The organism is Neorhizobium sp. NCHU2750, from assembly GCF_003597675.1.
Classification (GTDB): Bacteria; Pseudomonadota; Alphaproteobacteria; order Rhizobiales; family Rhizobiaceae; genus Neorhizobium.
In genome coordinates, this window is sequence record NZ_CP030827.1 from 2,140,976 (window position 1) to 2,159,015 (window position 18,040).

Below are 18,040 nucleotides of genomic sequence, written 5' to 3' on the forward strand. Positions count from 1 at the left end.
CTCGGATTCTATAGAAATCATCTATGCTTCCTTCCGCCCGCCCTCATCGCCAAGGTCGCGGCAGGCCGCATAGGAAGCAGCGACCTTGGCGAGCCGCCAGCCGCTACCATCGTCCGCGCGATCAATGCCACACCCACTCGGCTCGCGTTCGGTCCAGACGGCGTTGATCTTAAGGATGACCGTCATTTTGCGAACTCAAGTGGATGCGCGTCCATGCCACGTAGATTGCATCGTCCTGCCAGTCTCACGTCGCCAACGTCAGTCATCGACTTCCCACCCCTCAACAACCGGGAATGTCGCAGAGATGAAAGGCCAGATATGCCGGAGCCGACGCTGGTACCATCTCACCTGCAGTCGAGGCCTCTTTGCCCCCCGCAAGGCCGCAGTTGCCTGATTATCCATTATAGCATCTAGTGCCCGCAGCGCTGGAGGCGCATCGGCAGCGGCGAGCGTGATCTTAGAACGCCATTCAGCACACAGCGATCTCGTCGGCTGCGTGGTCAAGTCGATTTCCGCCATGAGATCGTAGAAACGGCGTTGCAGAAACTCATGCGTCCTGGCCCGCCCCCCGAAATCCCAAACAAGCTGGGACGCACCTACTGCAGCGATTACAAGTCCCAGCGAGATGTCTGCAGAGGATCCGCTTGCGACAATCTTTGTCGCGCTCGCGGAACCACCGAGTATGACAACAAAGTTGTAGAAACGGTTCCAGCCATCCAGCCATCCGCGTCGCGCCGAGTGATATAGGGCGTTCCGCAGCGCCATATGCCTGAGATGGAAGACTTCAACGTAACAATCGTCGTCCTCAATCTCGCCAGTGGCACTCATCTATCACTTCTTCCGTGGCGGCGGCGGCGGCGGCTGGTTTCCGTGACTGCGGGTCACCTCAGCTTTGCCTCCGTTGAATGAGCCGGTGACAGAACCCTTACCAGGGGCGGGTGCAGGCTTTGCGCCTCCGCTGGCCGATGGAGTCTTTTTGGTCATTTCGAGGTGGCTCCCAGACTTGGCTGTTCCAACGTTTTACCAGCGCTTTCCGATCGTTAGGCACATTGCGCTGCGTCGTGCAGGATTCACATCGAATCCTGCCGCCGTCAAGAAAGTGTATTCACCAGTCTTCACGTAACACACGGTTTAATACCGTCGGAACGAGAAAGGGGTCATGACGGGAAGGTAACGCATCGGCTGCGAGACGGCCAATTTATGTACTGAAGCGTCTTTACCCAATAAGATTGAAGTACCTGTGGAGGACCACGTCAGCGTGTTGCACAAGTTGACCGGCGGGATCAGATTGCACCTGGGCTGGGCGGGCGGAACATGGGTTTCGAAGTAGATTTTCTTTCTGTCGGAAACAGTAACGGCGACGCGATTTGTGTCAGATACGGCACGTCCGAACTCGGATATACGATTCACATAACCGATGGTGGCTATGTCGAAACGGGCCAGCGCATCATCAATCATGTCAATCAGCATTATGGATTCAATCCGTTCATAGCGAACGTGGTGTTGTCCCATCAGGACGGAGATCACATCGCCGGATTGATCCCTGTCGTTCGTTATTTTGACGTCGGGGCACTCTGGATGAACAGGCCGTGGCTTTACGCAGCAGAGCTTCTAGGCGCGTTCCATGGGAACTATACGGCGGAGGGGCTTCGCCAGGCGATCCGCGATGCATACCCGCAGCTCGTAGAGCTTGAGGCGTTGGCCATAGAGAAGGGAATACCGATCTACGAGACGTTCGCAGGATCCTGGATCGGAAACTTCCTCGTGCTCGCGCCCAGCCGAGTAAGATATCTGTCGTTAATTCCAGAGTTCGACAGGACACCTGAAAGCTACGCGAAGCCTGTCAAGGGCATCTTCGGCAAGCTGTTAGAGGTCGCTAAAAAGGTGGCGGCATTCTTTGAGACATGGGCAAACGAAGCGCTTCAGGAGAACCCGTCTCCAACCTCGGCATCCAACGAATCCTGCGTCGTTCAGCTCGGTGTTTTCGATGGAAAAACGGTCTTGCTGACTGCCGACGCCGGCCCTATGGCGCTTTCTGAAGCTGCGGACACCGCTGCACGTTACGGATTTCTATCCGCTCCCGCCGTTATCCAGGTCCCTCATCACGGGAGTCGGCGCAACGTCACGCCATCAGTGCTCGACAAGTGGCTCGGCGCTCCCCTGCCCGAAGGGGCGCAAACGCGCGGACTGGCGTTTTGCTCGGTCGGGGACAACAAGCCGGAATATCCGAGGAAGCGCGTGTCCAACGCATTTCTGAGGCGTGGCTATCCTGTCTATAGCACGCGCGGGGTCGCGTGGCTCCGGCACCATGAGAATATGCCGACGAGAGCGGGATCTGCGGCCGAACACGTGCCCTTCACCAGTTCCTACGAGGAATAGATGGACTTTCTCGACGGCTACATCATCCGCGCTCGTCTGTTTCCCGCAATGCTTGGAATCGCGCCGGCTCTCGTTTTCCTATTGGTCACAGTCGGTGCTGACTACAAGGATATCGGACTGCCTGACGTGCTCATGACAGCTACCACCGGCGTACTGTTCTTCGCGTTCGCTGACATTGCGCGCAGGTTAGGCCGGCGAGCAGAAAGAAAGTTGTTCTGTTCTTCCAACGGCAGGCCCTTCCCGACCGTTCTCAGGTATCGCGACGATACTTTGAATTCTTTATCGAAGGCGCGAATTCTTGCCTTTGTCGCCGGGGAAATCGGAGGGCAGGCTCCAACCCCACAGGAGGAACAAGCAGACCCCGTGAAGGCCGATGAGTTTTATGTCGCGTCCGGGGACTTTCTTCGGGAACGAATGCGGAATCAGTCGAGGTTTAGCCTGCTCTTTGCGGAGAACGTTTCATACGGGTTTCGAAGGAACCTCTATGGACTACGTTTTCCCGGCCTCGTGCTCAATCTGCTTACGGTCGCCGGCAGCGTGTTTCTTATATACAGCGCCAGCGGAGAGAACCTTGCCCAGTACGGCATCGTATTGATCGTGGCAGCTCTCCACGCGCTCTATTTCATTTTCGGTGTGACGCGAGGCTCGGTCCTCGAGGCCGCCGATACCTATGGTCGGCAACTCGTGCTCTCAGGCGAGGATCTGATCCGGGCATCCGGATGATCCTATGCTGCAGATAGCGGTGACACGGAATTTTGATGTCCTACCATCCGTTCGGCCATTATCGAACACCCGTTCGCATGATCAAACGGCGTTTTTTTTCGACCCTCATTTGTCCGTGGGGCGGCCGGAAAACGACTCATCGCGCTCGTCGCTGCAGGGGATCGACTAGAAGCTGTTGTTGAAACCGAAGCGATGCGACTGATTTCGGCTCGATGAACCGACGTCGATCCGAAGCGTTCATGGGAATGGAATCTAGCAACACAACGATCCTTAGTTCTCTTCCAGCTTCGCAGAATGGTCGCGTTGGGTTGCGACCAACTCGTCAGCGCGGAAGGCGACAGGTATCAGGCATTTCCTTGTCTCGAATCCCAAGCCGCCTCGCGCCCTGGCATGCGCGACTATTGATGGGCGATCCGGTGGCGGGGGGACTTGAGTCATTTCACGCTCAGGCTATCTTCTTGATGTTGTTCGACCTGGACGATCACCTGCGTTATCGCTTTAGGGATACTAGGAGGCTAAGCAGTGGTAGGCTTGAAAGATGTCATCGCTTTCGTGCGCTCAGCACTAAGACCGACGCTGGCCAAAGAGCTCAAGCGGTCTGGGTTCGAGTCGCATCGCACCGAACCGAGGCCTGTCGGGGAGCGGCGTAACCGAGAACGCCTGAAGCGTCGCGGCACTGACGCGCATGGAACTTACTCGGACAGATGACGAACCACGATGGAGAACTGCTGCCTTCTCTTTCCGCAGATTTCAGAGCAGTCATCATCGGGACTAGCGGCGGCATCGGCTCCGCGATCACTGCTCTCGTCAGGCAGCAGAGAAACGTCGGAGATGTCATCGAGCTCTCCCGAAGCCGCGATGGGCTGGATCTGCTCGATGAGCCAGGTATCGCCGCCGCAGCAACCGCGATTGCCGGACCGATCCATCTGCTGGTGTGTGCTACCGGAGTTCTCACCGTTGACGGCACGAAGCCGGAGAAATCCTTCAGGCATCTCGACCCCGAAGTCATGCTTGCCCAGTTCAAAACGAACGCGGTAGGTCCTGCTCTGATCGCGAAGCACTTCGTGCCTCTACTCGATCGCGGCTCCCGTTCGATTGCGCTGTTCCTGTCCGCACGCGTAGGGTCTATTGGAGACAACATGCTCGGTGGATGGGTGTCGTACCGCTCATCGAAGGCGGCACTCAATCAGATCGTCAGAACTGCCTCGATCGAGACGTCACGCACGCATGCCGAAGCGGTCATAGCCGCGATCCATCCTGGCACCGTCCGGACAGCCTTGTCGGAACCGTATTCCAGCGGACATCCGACGGTGTCGCCGGATGAGGCGGCAAGGAGTATTCTCCGCTCCGCAGACGGCCTGCGGGAGACTGGTGTGTTCGTTGCATATGACGGCAGCGCGATCGATTGGTAGTTTTATCGTCCCTCGGAAGCGTGCTCGCCCTCGGTCCGCAAAGATTGCCAAGGCTGCGTCCCTGCATCAGCACAGTCATTTGCGCCCTCCGGAACGCAGACGAAGTACTGTGATCACTCAGAACCATCTCCCATCACCCGCGTTCGTTCGGGACAACGGGGATATGGATTTCATGAAACGATACCCTATCGCCGCCGCCGCTATCGCCGAACTTTGTGCGACGGCAAGGACTCGCGAAGCAAACTCAAGGATTGAATCCTAGAAATCCTCAACGGCACGATCTGAACATGGATTCGCGAGCGAATCCTTCCTTAATTGTTGACACTAACCATTTGTTTTATCGACATATTTTCGATTTACAACATCCTCACCACTTGATAGAAATCCACGCACTTCAAATGGCACTATCCGACGCCATTAAGTGCAGTTTCCGTTGAGGAGGTTCTGGTGGCATTTTTGCATTGGCCGACGTCGGCGCACATCCCTCTGATGAACAACATGAGAGAAGGGTATCCGTTCATCTCGGATGTCACGGGGAACCTTACCAGCCCCGTCAACTGGTACATCTACGATCGATGCAGAGGGAAGATTGACCCAGAGAACCTCGCAAAGCCACGGACGAAATTGAAAGAGCTTTCGCATAATACCGTAAAAAAGGTCGGCTACTCGATATGCAACGCGCTTACCTGGGGTGAGACGGAAGAAGCGCATCCCAACCTCGGCGTGCTTCTATGGCATCAAATCAAAGAGTGGCATGTCACAGAAATCTACCAGGATGCACTAACCCGGGGTTATTGGACCCAGCAATTCTGGCAGGATGGTCATGAAGCGCCATTGCACCCACAAGAGACCATCTACTTTCGGATCAACGAGGTGCTATTGTGCTACCGATGGATGGCACTGGAAGGTCTAGTAGATCGTTTCGAACAGCACCCAACATCGCGAGACATTATACTCGCCACTCACGACGCAAATCTGTCGTATTCCTCACGTGCGGAGGAGCCCGATACAGATCGACCAAAGAAACAGAATTTTCGAAGAACACGAACCATTCCAGGGAACGGCGTCCTACCGCCAATGGATGGCCTCATTGACTGGCTGGAAAGGGTGTCCGCGGAATCTCATCGACCTGCACTTCTCCATACCCTGGAGATAGGTCTCAGGATAAGCGAGACCGAGGAGAACACGCTTCTTCCCGGAGTGATGCATGCGCGCAAACTCAGCCACATACGCCGAAGTGTTAGCCACCGCAAATGGACCAGCCAAACCCGTCTTCTGAAATATAACCTTTCAGACGACGCAATGATCGGCGTCCTTCCCGACAGACGGGTATCCTTTTCCGATGCTGATGTGATCAGCATGAGGGTTATTGGCAAGGGCGCCAAGGTCCGGCTCGTTCACATGGCTAGAAAGACAGCGCAGGCAGCTTGGCATTATGCCGATAGCACGCGCATACATATCCTGAACCGGAACAACATTAGTCCGCTGGATGCGCCAGCTCAACTTTTTCTCAATCGCGACGGTCACCCCTTGACCGCCGCCGCTATGATCCGCGGGATCAGCCGAGCAAATGAAAACAGTACAGACGCCGTCAAAATAACTGCCCATGTTTTGAGGCACCTCTTCGCATGCTTCTATTTGAAGAACGCAATTGAAGGTCAAGCGGCCCGCGAAGGCCTCACCATGGATCAGCTCTCTTACGAACAAATCGAAAAGATCGCAGAGGCACCAGCCAGGACGCTTCAGCTCCATCTCGGCCATACCTATTTCGAAGATACCGCCGGCTACATCAAGCTCGTGATCGAATGGTGGTTGACGCCCAAATACTTCACGATGTGGAACAATTACTTGGACGGGCAAAATGCGTAGAGGCCCAAAAATAGGTAAATCTACGCCTCCCGTTGTGAAGCGGGACTTTTCGCCCCCTATCGCGCAACGACCTCTAAAGACGCATTCCTCTATCGAGAGAGACCAAGATTTCCTGGAGATTTCTAACTGTGCCTTTTTGCACAATCATGCCCTTATAATCAGAAAAGAATTCCTAAAGGAAAAGCAAAACACCGACGCACAGCGAACACAACTTCGATTCATCAAGCAATTCTTGGACCACCATGAAAAACTTGAGGATAGTTCGATAAAAAGCGCCAATGATATTACCTCATTCCTTTGCGCGCATTTTATTTTCTATTGCAAAGACTACGCTTCCCGGGCGGCACGCGTTCGGTTTTTCTGGCGACTGCTCAGGGCCATTGGAGTCCCAAGCGACATAATCCCACCGAATCCCTATATCGATGGGCGCCCACCAGCAAGGGACGCGATAGATGAGCGTGACGCTCGCCACGCTGTCAAGCTTGCGAAGGAAGATGCCCGAGCAATACTTCATAGGCACCGGATCGCTGAAGCAATGCGTTCTGTGGGCAGAGACCCTCGCCGAGCCCATGGCGGAGCGCCGGGCGACTGGGACAAGCTTGAAAATCGCCTTTGGGTTTGTCGAGAGGTGTTAGGGCTTCGGGTTCAAACTGAGGCCGACCTGGTGGCAGCGGGGAATCGCGGGGTCATTAGATTAATGGAGGGTAAGCCTGGGGCGATAACAATTGATCCAGCCGAGGGAGCGAAGCTCGGATACCACCTCCTGTCACATATGCGGTTCTATCATCCCACATTCGAAGACCTTGTTCCATTCGTCGTGCTCTTGATGATCCGATCAATGGTTAACTTCCAGTGCGTCGCGGATCTTCAGGCTTCGAGCCAGTGGTCGAAGCCATATCCCTACTCGATCAACGACAGCGAAGCCGGGAAGGCGTGGGTCACAGTCGTCCTGCCCAAGTTGCGCGGTGCTCAAGCTTCTGAAGTCGCGAACATTCCACGCGCCGTCTCGTTTCCGAGCTTGGTAACGCCTTGGTCCCATCCATATCAGATATTGAAGTCTGTGCAGTCTATAACCGCCCCGCTGCGGCTGGAGGTAAACCGTCGGATTAAGGAACTGTCGCGCAAGGAATATCGCACCGCCAAAGAGAACAAAGAGCTCGAAAGGCTGCAATTTATCCAAGACGATATGTTTATCTACCGAACCAATGACGGCATTACGTCGATTAAATACGTCACTCGCGAGGGTTCCAGGTTCCAGAATTTGCCGAGCATTCTCTCTAGGTACGGCATTAAAGGCGGAATAAGAGCTTTACGCGACGTCGGGCTTCAGTTCGGTTTCAAGGCGTCTGGGCACAACCTTCTAGTTCTTCATATGCTTGCTCGCCATTCGTCCAGAGCCACCGCTGCAGCGTACGCTCACCGTCAGGAGTTTTTAAGAAAGAGCGAGGAACTGTTCGTCAAGATTTTTGATGCTTCGATCGCCCTCGTAAGAGCCGCGAAATACTCACTTGCCAACTTGAAGAAGGTGCTCAGGGATTCTGGACTTGAAGACTGGCAGATCGAGAATGTTCTCGACCCGACAAATCAAAGCCGATACGGGAACCGGTGCGCCAGTCCTAGATCTGCGCCTCCGCAGTACAGCGGCGGAACCCCACCGGGCGATTTATGCCGGAAACAAGATTGTATCGACGGTTGCCCTCTTGCACGTTTTTTGCCCGATGCACTTCCATTTCTAGTTAGGCGATGGGACGAGCTAAGGACCAACCTTTCAAGTGTCGGCCTTGCCGCTCAGTTCGAGAACATCCTTTCGCAACGGCTCCGGAACATCGAACGCATACTCGCTCGATATCCAGCGGCAGCCGTGACGAAGGAGAAGCGCCTGCTGGCGCATCAGTCACAGGCTAGCCGATGAATATCGCTGTACTGGAGGACTACCTTGGTGACGACGACATCGATGCAAGTTTGTGGTTTGTTTTCGCACGGGCGCTCGATGACGGCCGCCCACCCTACTCCAAAGCCAAGAAGGTATCGCCGCTTTCCGTTTACGGCGATCTAGTTTGGCATTTTCCCAAATCCTGGTATCCGCCAGGAGCGCACTACAAGAGCAAATTGAATTTCTTGGGAAGAGCCTGGCTCACCAACGGCTCAAAGCGACGCCTAAGCCCAGGATCTCTGCTGTTTCAACAGCTTCAGGAGATCACGTTTGCCCTCACTCATCTAATCCATATCTTTTCAGACGCGCGGACGACCACCTCCCTGTCCAACACATTTATGCTCTTGCGCAAGCTGGCAATCGCTGCGGAGGAGGCTGGGTGCACGAGTCTCTCGCAAGTCACTCCCCACAACATCCAGACAATCATCGGTCTCGCGTCGCGTAGCAGTTCACAAATAGACCAGCTCTGTTTGTGGCTCGATAACCTTGTAGAGTTAACACGCCGAGGTTACCTCACTGACGGCGTTAAAGATTACGACTTTGATGTAGAGGTTGGGATCCGAAACGCGGATACATCGCTCCCGAAAGGCAAGCAGCCCCTTACCGACGAGCAACGCCAGGAACTGCTGACAAAAGTCCTCTTGATTATTGACAATCGTGGCTCTTTCATTGCGTGGACGAAAGAATGCTTATTGACAGGACGCTCGAGTGACGCAGTCGAGTGGTTGCAAAGGATATTTCCAGAAACCGCAAAGAAGAACTTTCGATACCCGGATATTTTGTTCCAACTATATCAAGCAGCCACAGGGGCACTGATAGGAGACGCCATAGGGTGCCGCCCCAGTGAACTGCTGTCCATAGAAAGCGGTTTTGTTCTTCAGCACCAGAGCGATGCCTTCGTATCCCTAAATCATTTCACCCTAGACTCGGTAACGACAAAGGGCCTTCGGAATATTGGGGGAAACGAAAAACGCCTTCGTGTTTCGGAACTGGTCTATCAGGCCGGTTGCGGATTGCAAGAACTGCATTCGTTGCTGGGACAGCGGACTGAGAGGCTCTTCTCAGGTAGGGGCGAAGATCTGGAATACAGTACAAACAGGTGGAATGGAATCCTGAAACGCTTCTGTGAAATAACAGGTCTTCCATTTCGAATCACGCAATACACCGGTCGCAAAACCCTTATCGCCAACGTTGTCAGGACAGTGACCAATGGTCTAGCTGCAGCCCAGGCAGTTATGGACCACGTCGACCGGGGAACGACGGCTGGCTATGGTCTTTCAAATCCTTTCGTCCGTGAGGAAATCTATGCAGAGTGTCTCGAGGGCTTCCGGAACGGGACACGAACGCTGCTGGAGACTACGATCGCGGCAGGTGGTCGAGGTCTAGGGGGAAACGCAGGGCGCCGCTTGGAAGAACGCGTTGCAGCCTTAGCTGAGGATACCGGCGTGGTCGTTCCGAAAACGATTGACATCTTCGTTGAAGAACTCATTCGCCAACAGACCATACCAATCCCGGTGGCCCCTGGAATACTCTGCATGAAGCAAGGCACGGTGCGCGGGAAGTGCGGAGACATCATCCCACACGCAGGCCTATGCACCGCCGAGTGCACTTGGCAAGTCCAGGAGATGTATCGGCGCGAGCTTTTGTTGTGGGAAATCGAGATGGCACGCTCTGGGGGGCTCGCCTCGTCGTCAGGGCTTCAGAAGACATATTGGTTGCACCAAATGGAGGATCAACTGCACGCGTGGCCAGATCTACGACACGAGTTTGAACAACTGCTTTCCGACGTTCCAACCTTGAAGGGAATGCTATGACGTCGCAAAAGGATAGCCCGCCGCGCAAGCGGGCGGCGGTAGATGGACTCAAAGTTGCCGCATACTCGCGGACACACGAGGCAATCGGAAAAATCCAAGCCGGAATGGCCCTCGTTGAAAAAGAGCTTCAAGACGGGTCCCTCTACGCCCGACTTGAGCAGAACGACAAAATAGAGCTGGAGCAAGGGGATTTCATGAGACTTTGTGGACTCGGGTGGAATTTCCTGAATGGTGAAAAACACCGTAGGACGACGAAACCGAAGGTCATTTCGTTTCTTACCGACGTGAACCAGAGGCTTCTTCAGCACCTCGCCGAACGACCAGACCTAGATCTTGGCCACACCCCCTCCTTGGCGTTCATCCAGTTACAAGCGCGCTACGACCGCCTAAGGCAAGAACGCGATGATTTGCAAGACTATCTCAGTCGAGTGCTGACCCACGGTCACAAGTGGCAACTCGATCTTCGTCAGGCGCTTCGCGTTATTAGAGAGCTACGAGGCTCACAGGAATTGACTGTTGTTCCTCTTCACCGGCGACAGCCCATTGAAACTCGGTAAAAAATACACTATCTCAATCCTGCCTTCTCAAGGAGGCTACGGTGCTAAACCTTTTGTGCAATAGACATACAGGACGGGGCTTCGATGCCCCCGCCTCCACCAAATCACCTGATGATCGTTTCATCGGCAAATGGGGGCGACATGGGATCGACTGGTGTTGAAAGACAAAAGCTGTGCTCGGCATGATACCACCGTTATCGGGTCAAAAAGTGTAGTTGCAAACGACAACAACGCTAAGGGTTATGCTCTCGCTGCCTAATGGCGGTGCGGGAAATCCGACCTAAGTCCTTATTGTTAGCACTTTAAGGCGGGGTCCGGAGGTACCTGGCAACAGAAACCTCCACCTTTCCCAGATTGCAGTTAGTTGAAATGCATGTCGCTTTAAAGTATTGTTTCTGTAATGCTTTTACCGTCGACTAACCGGTAACATGTCCTTATAAAGTTCGGTACCCGGCGCCTCCACCACAAGCTGGCATGATCAGGCCGGTTTATGATGGGGGCGAAATAGGATCGACAAGGGTGTAAAGATCGAACTTTTGCTCGGCATGATACCGCCGTTATCGGGTCACAAGTGTAGTTGCAAACGACAACAACGCTAAGGAATACGCTCTCGCTGCCTAATGGCGGTGCGGGAATTCCGCTCTAAGTCCTTACGGTTAGCCCCGTAAGGCGGGGTCCGAAGGCACCTGGCAACAGAAGCCTTCACCTTCCCCCTTCACTGGAATACAATCAGGACTGACTCGACGGAACGGGACTTCCGCCCGCGGGAACGGCATGGCATAACGCGTCTTACTAAAAGACGTTAACAGGGAAAGACAGGACCGCATGGCTCAGGATCATATCCGTTACGATATTCTGGCACAGGATGCGCTCAGAGGCGTCATTCGAAAGGTTCTCTCCGAAGTCGCGGCCACCGGCCGTCTGCCCGGCGATCATCATTTCTTCATCACCTTCCTGACCAATGCGCCGGGTGTGCGGATCTCCCAGCACCTCAAGGCCAAGTACAACGAGCAGATGACCATCGTCGTTCAGCACCAGTTCTGGGACCTGAAGGTGACGGATACCCAGTTCGAGATCGGCCTCTCCTTCTCTGATACGCCCGAACGCCTGGTCATCCCCTTCAATGCCATCCGCGGTTTCTATGACCCGTCGGTGAATTTCGAACTGGAATTCGAGGTGCCGCTGACGGAAGAAGAGGAAGCCTCCGCCGAAATCACCGCCATTCCGGTCGATGCCGCCGCCAAGCCTTCCGAGCCCGCCAAGGAAAACGGCGAGGAAAAGAAGGAAGGCTCCGTCGTTTCGCTCGATTCGTTCCGCAAGAAGCAGTAGCGCAGACCCGAGGGCGAAAGCCTTCAAGGCGAGAGGAAATGTGCCATGGGTGACGTCGTCAATCTCAGGCAGTTCCGCAAGAGCAAGGCCCGTTCCGAGAAGGAACGGCAGGCCGAACAGAATCGCCTGAGCCACGGCCGCAGCAAGGTCGAGAAGAACCTCACCGATGCGCTGAACGAGAAGGCTGAGCGTGTCCTTGATCAGGGCAAGCTCGACAAGTCCCATAACGACACAGATTAGGTGGACATTAAGATCTTGTTATCTGTGCCTATTTGGGTCGCTTGACGTCCACCGTTGCGCCAAATTTATAGAGGCCCTTGGTCATGATGATCATGGAGCCCCTTTTGATTCACAAGCATTCTGCGACACTTCACGGGCATCGAACGAGCTTCTCTCTCGAAGATGAGTTCTGGTCCGAACTGAAGACGATCGCCAAGGCACGGGGCATGAGCCTCGCCGGCCTGATCACCGAAATCGATGATGAACGCGGGGGGCTTGGCAATCTCTCGTCGTCCCTGCGTCTCTATGTTCTTCGCTACCTGAAGAACACGCTCGCGACCGAGAACGAACAGCACGCCAATCCGCAGGCGGCGCTGCCGGCGGCCTGAAGCGCGTCGGAGGCTTCAAAACAGCCTCCCACGCGCAATTTCCCAGCCTATCGCATGCCTGCCGAAAGCGCCCCCTCCATCAGGATCGGGCAATCGACAGGACAGCCATATCAGGTGTGATACCGGAGCCCTCGGCGCCGTCGCCTGCGCCATCCCACCATTCGCCACAAACGCCTATTGGCCAACGCCCGGCAGGCTTTGTCCGCCGAAGGACGGAGCCGGTTGGGCTCCGGGTGTCAAGTTCTCATCGGTCGGCGGCACGGATAGCTGCGGGCCGTCGCTCTGGCGTTGCCGCTGTTGTTCTGCAGCCTTGGCGGCTTCTGCCGCAGCCTGCTTCTGCTGCTCTTCCGTGGCGGCCTGTCTTGCCTTTTCCGCTGCCCGCTCGGACGCATTGAAATTATAAAGCGCCACCTCGCGGCGCAGCCTCTGCTTTTCCAGCACGCTCGACTGCAGCATCTCCACCCGGCGACGCTCCTGTTCATAGGCGCGCATCGACAGGAAATTGGAGAGCGCGGAAACGTCGAGGCGCTCCTTCGGCGCCGAATAATCGCCGGAATAGTTGAGACGGATCGTCGGATCGCCGCCGGCAATCGCCTCGTCCTTGGCGTCATAGGTGGCCGCGATCGAGGCATCCATCCCGCCATCGGCGAGATCGGCATGCCCCTCACCCGTCAGCACGAGGCCACGAGCGGGAACCTTCACCTCCTGCGCCCTGATATCGCCGCCGGTGATAGTCACCGGAATGCTGACCTGTCCCAGATCGAGACTGCCACGATGGACGATATCGGCAACACGCGCGGCAACCTTGCCCTCGTTCACCTCGCCCTTGGCGGCATCGGTGGATGCCATCACCTGCGACAGGAGATCGGGATTAATCCCGTCCACCGAAAGGCTCGCCAACCGGATCGTGCCCGAACCGCTCAGCGCCGCAAGCAGGTCCCGCATATTGGCGCCGCTCGCCTCCGCCGACGCACCGAGGCTCACCCTGCCGCTCGCCACGGGCTTGCCGCCACGCTGCCAGGCGATAGAGCCAAGATCGGCATTGTCCACCTTGAGCTTGGTCTGCAGGATGCCCGTATGGTTGGCGTTGGAGATCAGCATCTTTCCGCCGATCTTGCCGCCATGCCAGTCGCCGCTCATCTCATCGAGCGAAATTCCGCCCTGCTGGTGAGCGAGTTTCGTTTGGAAATTGGCAATCGTCCCCATTTCATCGGCATGAAATGCATGTGCCTTCAGGTCGAGGGCCAGCTGCGCATCGCCGAACATCGGCAGCGAGAATGCATCGGCTGACGGTTTTCCTGTAGCCGCATCGGTCAGCGGTCCGAACACGGCCTCACCCAGCCAGCCGAGATCGACCGTGTCGACATCGAGCCCGCCGGCGGCCTTGAGATTGGCAGCCGTCCGGTCGATCGACAGCCTGCCCGTGAAATTGTTGCCGTCTGCCTGACCGTGCAGCGCCGAAATGTTGATCGCCTTGTCATTGATGGCGAGATCGGACTGGATATCGACCGGCAAGCCGCCGCCGAACTGCGGAATGCTGATGCCGGTGAGCAGCAGATAGGGTTCGATATCCTGGCTCTTCAATTCCACATGCCCGCGCCCGGCGGCGAAATCTGAGGCATCCAGCGATATGTCACCGCCTGCCGCAAGCGTGGTCCGCGCAGTGGCGAAGGCGAGCTTCGTTTTCGCTGCCCCTTCGGCAGGCTTGTTGACATCGAGCGACAGCGTGCCCGCCCCGTCTGCGCCGAACGGCAATATGTCGATACCGGCCTGGCCGAGCAGCACTTCCGAATGCGGATTGGCAAGCGAAGCGGCAAGCGTCATCGCGTTCCCGCCGGTCAGGTCGAAGAGCGTCGGAAGATCGACGGAAGCGTTGACGCTGCTGCCGTTGACGGTGCCGGTCACCTTGGCCGCCAGCCCACCGCCCCCCTGCCCGACCGTCAGGTCAGCCGAGAGATCCGCCTTGGAATAATATCCGGCATTTGCAGCCAGCCGGTCGAGAACCGGATGTTCCGGCAATTGCTGTTTCAGCATCGCCATGAACGCCGTTGGATCGGCCGACTGGAAATGCACCTTGGCCGTGCCCTTATAGTCGAGCAGAGATCCCTCGACCTGCCCCACCGCCGAGACCTTGGCACCGGCAATGTCACCCGCCGAAAGATGGCCGAGCGACAGAACACCGCCGGCCATTGTGAAGGCCGTATCGACATTCTCCGCGGTCACCCCGAAGGCGGTGAATTTCTGCGCCTTGAGCTTGGCCTCGAGCCTGTGGTCCAGCACGCTGCGGCCCGCATCCTCGCCGGTCACCAGCGAGCCGAGCGCACGCATCGCATCGAGATCAATCTCGTCGCCGGACAGATCGAGTGAAAGGCTCTGCGGCTGGCCGGCCTGGGAATGCCGTTCGATATCGCCCTTCAGCGTTGCCGGGCCGATCGAGAGTTCGAGATCGGCGAAACGCTGGCGTTCCGTCGTCAGATCCACATCGGCGGAAAAGCCGGCCGTGCGAAGCTGCCGGATCGCCGGATCCACATGTCCGGACAACCAGTCGGCAAGTCCGGACGGCTGCGTCGAGGCAAACAGCATATTGCCCTTGAAGGACGGCTTGCCCTCCAGAACCAGCGCCCCGCTTGCTTCCATTTTCGTCCGGCCGGGGAAGGTCGCCACGGCCTTGTCCACCGTCCAGCCGGCACCGGCCGGCCTGACATCGAGCTGGATGTCGCGAATGGTCGTGTCGTTCCAGATGACCGCAGGAAGCTTGAGGCTGGCATGACCGGGAACCTGCGGGATCGGGATCGAGGCCGCCATCTCGACGAAGGCATGCAGCCGTCTCTGGGCGGAACTTGCCGCATCGCGGCTGGTCTTGCCGCGCTCTCCCTGCTGCTGGCCGATATGGTTGGCGTCGATCTGCTGCCCCTCGGCCGTCAGCAGGAATTCCGGCTTCACGCCCGTATCGAGCGTCGCCTCTCCCGTCACCACATAGGGATCGTTGAGCGCACCCGCTTCCAGACGGTAGTCGGAAACGCGGATACGGTCATTGGTGAGCTCGAACGTGCCCTTTACGCGCGGGGCCGGAGGCGGCGCGTTGACCGGCTCGGTATCGTCCTCTTCCTGCAGCACATTGGCGGTAAAATTGCCGCCATAGGTCGGCACGTTGTCTGCAAGCGCCAGGTCGCCATCGAGATTGACTTCCAGCGGCGCTGCATCCGGCCAGACCCTCAGCCGCAGCGGCAGCTTTTTCTCCTCGACATTGGCAGCACCGGTCACGAGGCTGAAATGCGCCTCCTCGCCGTCGAGCGTGGCATTGCCTTCGCCGCGCCACGGCCCGGCAAGCGACTGAGCCGACATTTCAGCCGTCAGCCCGGTCAGGCTGCGCGATCGCCCCGACTGCTCGTCGACAAGATCGACGGAAGCATTGGTGACATGCACGTCCTCGATGACGACGACCCGCGTTGGAATGGCGGGTTTGCTGCCACGCATCCAGTCGAGCGTACCGTCCTTCAGGATATGCACCCTGACCTTCGGATCGTCGATGCGCATATCGAAGATCCGCGCCTCGCCGGAGAGAAACGGCGCAAGCTCCATGTCCATGGAGAAGCTGGCAATCTGCGCCAGCGGCTTGCCTTCCGCATCGGGGCCGATGCGCACGTCATGCAGCGTGATCGACGGGAATGGCAGGATACGGGCATCGACCTTGCCATGCACCGACACTTTCTTGCCGAGCATGCGGCTCGCCTGCTCTTCGAATTCCACCCGAAAACTCGACCAGTCGAGAAAGAACGGCGCAAGCAGCGCGGCGAAAAGCACCACGACGATCACGCCGCCGATTGCCAGCATCACCCGTCCGATCACCGTTCCCGTTCTCCTTTTCTCTCAACAGACTAGACGATCATCCGTGTCGTTCAAGTCACGGCTGCGCCATCCGGAAGATCTTGCCTGGGTTGAATATATTGTCGGGATCGAGCCCCTTCTTGACCGAGCGCATCACGTCGACGGCGCCACCCAGTTCCTCGTCGAGATAGGACATCTTGCCCTGGCCGACCCCATGCTCGCCGGTGCAGGTGCCATCCATGGCGAGTGCCCTGCGGCTGAGGCGCGCCGTAAAGGCCTCGACAGTGGCGACCGATTCCGGGCTCTTGTCGTCGAACAGCACGAGAACATGGAAATTTCCATCCCCGGCATGACCGACGATCGGCGCAAGAAGGCCGCATTCCTGAATGTCGGCCTGGGTCTCGGCCACGCATTCGGCAAGCCGCGAGATCGGCACGCAGACATCGGTCGAGAGACCGTTGAGCGAAGGATCGAGCGCCCGCCCAGCCCAATAGGCATTGTGCCGGGCGTTCCACAGCTTGGTGCGTTCTTCCGCATTGGCGGTCCACTGGAATTCGTCGCCGCCGCATTCCGCGGCAATCTCGGCGAACTGCTCGGACTGGATACGCACCGTATCCTCCGTCCCGTGGAATTCGAGAAACAGCGTCGGCTTTTCCGGATAGGACAGGTTGGAATAGGCGTTGCAGGCGCGGATCTGCACGTCGTCGAGAAGCTCGATACGCGCTACCGGAATCCCCATCTGGATCGTCATGATGACAGCATTGCAGGCCGCCTCGACGCTCGGGAAGGCGCAGACGCCGCCGCCGATCTTTTCCGGAATGCCCTGCAGCCTCAGCGTCACCGAGGTGATCACACCGAGCGTGCCTTCGGCCCCGACGAAAAGCCGTGTCAGGTCATAACCGGCGGAGGATTTCTTCGCCCGCCGTGCGGTGCGGATCTCTTCGCCATCGGCGGTCACCACGGTCAGCGCCAGCACGTTGTCCTTCATCGTGCCATACCGGACGGCATTGGTGCCCGAAGCGCGGGTCGAAGCCATGCCGCCGATCGTTGCATTGGCGCCCGGATCGATCGGAAAGAACAGGCCGGTGTCGCGCAGTTCGCGGTTCAGTTCCTCGCGGGTAATCCCCGGCTCGACGGTCACGTCGAGATCCTCAGGGCTGATGCGCAGCACCTTGTTCATCCGCGAGAAATCGACGGAAATTCCGCCCGACGGAGCGTTGACCTGTCCCTCGAGCGACGATCCGACCCCGAAGGGAATGATTGGCACGCGATGGTCCGCGCAGGCCCTGACGACGGCCTTCACCTCGTCGTTGGTCTCGACGAAAACAACGCCATCGGGCAATTGCGCAGGCAGGTAGGTCGTCGTGTGAGCATGTTGTTCACGAAACGACTGGCCGGTCTGGAAGCGCTCCCCGAATGCCTGCTTCAAAATACCGAGGACGGCGGCGATGCCCTCCTCGTTGCGAAGGCCTGCCTTCACGTCCCGAATTGCCATCTCGATAGTCTCCTGCATGCTGAGCAGGAAACTGGTTATGGGACAAGGACTTGTTTGTCCAGTGACAACAGCCCTCCAGCGGTTCGCTCGGCC

General features: G+C 57.2%; 14 protein-coding genes and 2 other RNA genes. 12 read left to right on the forward strand and 4 right to left on the reverse strand.

Translation table 11 applies throughout. From position 1 onward, the window contains the following. Positions 1-21 precede the first annotated feature (21 nt). Positions 22-186 (reverse strand): hypothetical protein, encoded by a 165-nt coding sequence (locus tag NCHU2750_RS30450; RefSeq protein WP_162939575.1) that lies wholly within the window; start codon positions 184-186, stop codon positions 22-24. A 72-nt stretch (positions 187-258) separates the two neighbouring features. Further along, positions 259-828 (reverse strand): hypothetical protein, encoded by a 570-nt coding sequence (locus tag NCHU2750_RS10495; RefSeq protein ID WP_119940387.1) that lies wholly within the window; start codon positions 826-828, stop codon positions 259-261. 486 nt (positions 829-1,314) lie between these two features. Between NCHU2750_RS10495 and NCHU2750_RS10500 the strand changes: the two genes are divergently transcribed. The 12 genes from NCHU2750_RS10500 to NCHU2750_RS10550 all read left to right on the forward strand — a co-directional run bounded on the left by NCHU2750_RS10500 (position 1,315) and on the right by NCHU2750_RS10550 (position 12,624). Further along, positions 1,315-2,379 carry a ComEC/Rec2 family competence protein gene (locus NCHU2750_RS10500; protein WP_119940388.1) on the forward strand — a complete coding sequence of 355 codons (1,065 nt, stop codon included), beginning with the start codon at positions 1,315-1,317 and terminating at the stop codon, positions 2,377-2,379. Next, positions 2,380-3,102: a hypothetical protein gene (locus NCHU2750_RS10505; protein ID WP_119940389.1), complete on the forward strand. Its 723-nt coding sequence runs from the start codon at positions 2,380-2,382 to the stop codon at positions 3,100-3,102. A gap of 704 nt (positions 3,103-3,806) precedes the next feature. Then, positions 3,807-4,514 carry an SDR family NAD(P)-dependent oxidoreductase gene (locus tag NCHU2750_RS10510; RefSeq protein ID WP_119940390.1) on the forward strand — a complete coding sequence of 236 codons (708 nt, stop codon included), beginning with the start codon at positions 3,807-3,809 and terminating at the stop codon, positions 4,512-4,514. Positions 4,515-4,961: 447 nt separating this feature from the next. Beyond that, a complete protein-coding gene (locus NCHU2750_RS10515) occupies positions 4,962-6,383 on the forward strand; it encodes a site-specific integrase (protein WP_119940391.1) in 1,422 nt (473 codons plus the stop codon). A gap of 697 nt (positions 6,384-7,080) precedes the next feature. Beyond that, positions 7,081-8,295, forward strand: coding sequence for a hypothetical protein (locus tag NCHU2750_RS30455; RefSeq protein ID WP_162939576.1), 1,215 nt, complete (start codon positions 7,081-7,083; stop codon positions 8,293-8,295). Continuing rightward, positions 8,292-10,130 carry a hypothetical protein gene (locus NCHU2750_RS10525; protein ID WP_119940393.1) on the forward strand — a complete coding sequence of 613 codons (1,839 nt, stop codon included), beginning with the start codon at positions 8,292-8,294 and terminating at the stop codon, positions 10,128-10,130. Before NCHU2750_RS30455 ends, NCHU2750_RS10525 begins: the two co-directional genes overlap by 4 nt. Further along, on the forward strand, positions 10,127-10,687 hold the full coding sequence (locus tag NCHU2750_RS30460; protein ID WP_162939577.1) for a hypothetical protein: 561 nt from the start codon (positions 10,127-10,129) through the stop codon (positions 10,685-10,687). Before NCHU2750_RS10525 ends, NCHU2750_RS30460 begins: the two co-directional genes overlap by 4 nt. Continuing rightward, positions 10,670-11,032: a transfer-messenger RNA gene (gene ssrA / locus NCHU2750_RS10530) on the forward strand. The genes NCHU2750_RS30460 and ssrA (NCHU2750_RS10530) overlap by 18 nt, the downstream gene beginning before the upstream one ends. Positions 11,033-11,063: 31 nt before the next feature. Next, positions 11,064-11,394, forward strand: a transfer-messenger RNA (tmRNA) gene (gene ssrA / locus NCHU2750_RS10535). 118 nt (positions 11,395-11,512) lie between these two features. Continuing rightward, a complete protein-coding gene (locus NCHU2750_RS10540) occupies positions 11,513-12,016 on the forward strand; it encodes an SspB family protein (protein WP_119940394.1) in 504 nt (167 codons plus the stop codon). A 45-nt stretch (positions 12,017-12,061) separates the two neighbouring features. Then, a complete protein-coding gene (locus NCHU2750_RS10545; RefSeq protein ID WP_119940395.1) occupies positions 12,062-12,256 on the forward strand; it encodes a DUF4169 family protein in 195 nt (64 codons plus the stop codon). Positions 12,257-12,360: 104 nt separating this feature from the next. Further along, positions 12,361-12,624 carry a ribbon-helix-helix domain-containing protein gene (locus tag NCHU2750_RS10550; protein WP_119943203.1) on the forward strand — a complete coding sequence of 88 codons (264 nt, stop codon included), beginning with the start codon at positions 12,361-12,363 and terminating at the stop codon, positions 12,622-12,624. Between the two features lie 174 nt (positions 12,625-12,798). Here NCHU2750_RS10550 and NCHU2750_RS10555 read toward each other — a convergent pair whose 3' ends face one another. Both NCHU2750_RS10555 and NCHU2750_RS10560 read right to left on the reverse strand, forming a co-directional pair. Beyond that, on the reverse strand, positions 12,799-16,473 hold the full coding sequence (locus tag NCHU2750_RS10555) for an AsmA family protein (RefSeq protein ID WP_162939578.1): 3,675 nt from the start codon (positions 16,471-16,473) through the stop codon (positions 12,799-12,801). 55 nt (positions 16,474-16,528) lie between these two features. Then, the gene (locus NCHU2750_RS10560) at positions 16,529-17,947 is read right to left on the reverse strand and encodes an FAD-binding oxidoreductase (RefSeq protein ID WP_119940397.1); all 1,419 of its coding nucleotides are present in this window, start codon (positions 17,945-17,947) and stop codon (positions 16,529-16,531) included. Positions 17,948-18,040 lie beyond the last annotated feature (93 nt).

Coding starts and splice junctions, on each gene's coding strand:
- NCHU2750_RS30450 (WP_162939575.1), bottom strand. CDS start 186: ATGACGGTCATCCTTAAGATCAACGCCGTCTGGACCGAACGCGAGCCG.
- NCHU2750_RS10495 (WP_119940387.1), bottom strand. CDS start 828: ATGAGTGCCACTGGCGAGATTGAGGACGACGATTGTTACGTTGAAGTC.
- NCHU2750_RS10500 (WP_119940388.1), top strand. CDS start 1,315: ATGGGTTTCGAAGTAGATTTTCTTTCTGTCGGAAACAGTAACGGCGAC.
- NCHU2750_RS10505 (WP_119940389.1), top strand. CDS start 2,380: ATGGACTTTCTCGACGGCTACATCATCCGCGCTCGTCTGTTTCCCGCA.
- NCHU2750_RS10510 (WP_119940390.1), top strand. CDS start 3,807: ATGACGAACCACGATGGAGAACTGCTGCCTTCTCTTTCCGCAGATTTC.
- NCHU2750_RS30455 (WP_162939576.1), top strand. CDS start 7,081: ATGGAGGGTAAGCCTGGGGCGATAACAATTGATCCAGCCGAGGGAGCG.
- NCHU2750_RS10525 (WP_119940393.1), top strand. CDS start 8,292: ATGAATATCGCTGTACTGGAGGACTACCTTGGTGACGACGACATCGAT.
- NCHU2750_RS30460 (WP_162939577.1), top strand. CDS start 10,127: ATGACGTCGCAAAAGGATAGCCCGCCGCGCAAGCGGGCGGCGGTAGAT.
- NCHU2750_RS10540 (WP_119940394.1), top strand. CDS start 11,513: ATGGCTCAGGATCATATCCGTTACGATATTCTGGCACAGGATGCGCTC.
- NCHU2750_RS10545 (WP_119940395.1), top strand. CDS start 12,062: ATGGGTGACGTCGTCAATCTCAGGCAGTTCCGCAAGAGCAAGGCCCGT.
- NCHU2750_RS10560 (WP_119940397.1), bottom strand. CDS start 17,947: ATGGCAATTCGGGACGTGAAGGCAGGCCTTCGCAACGAGGAGGGCATC.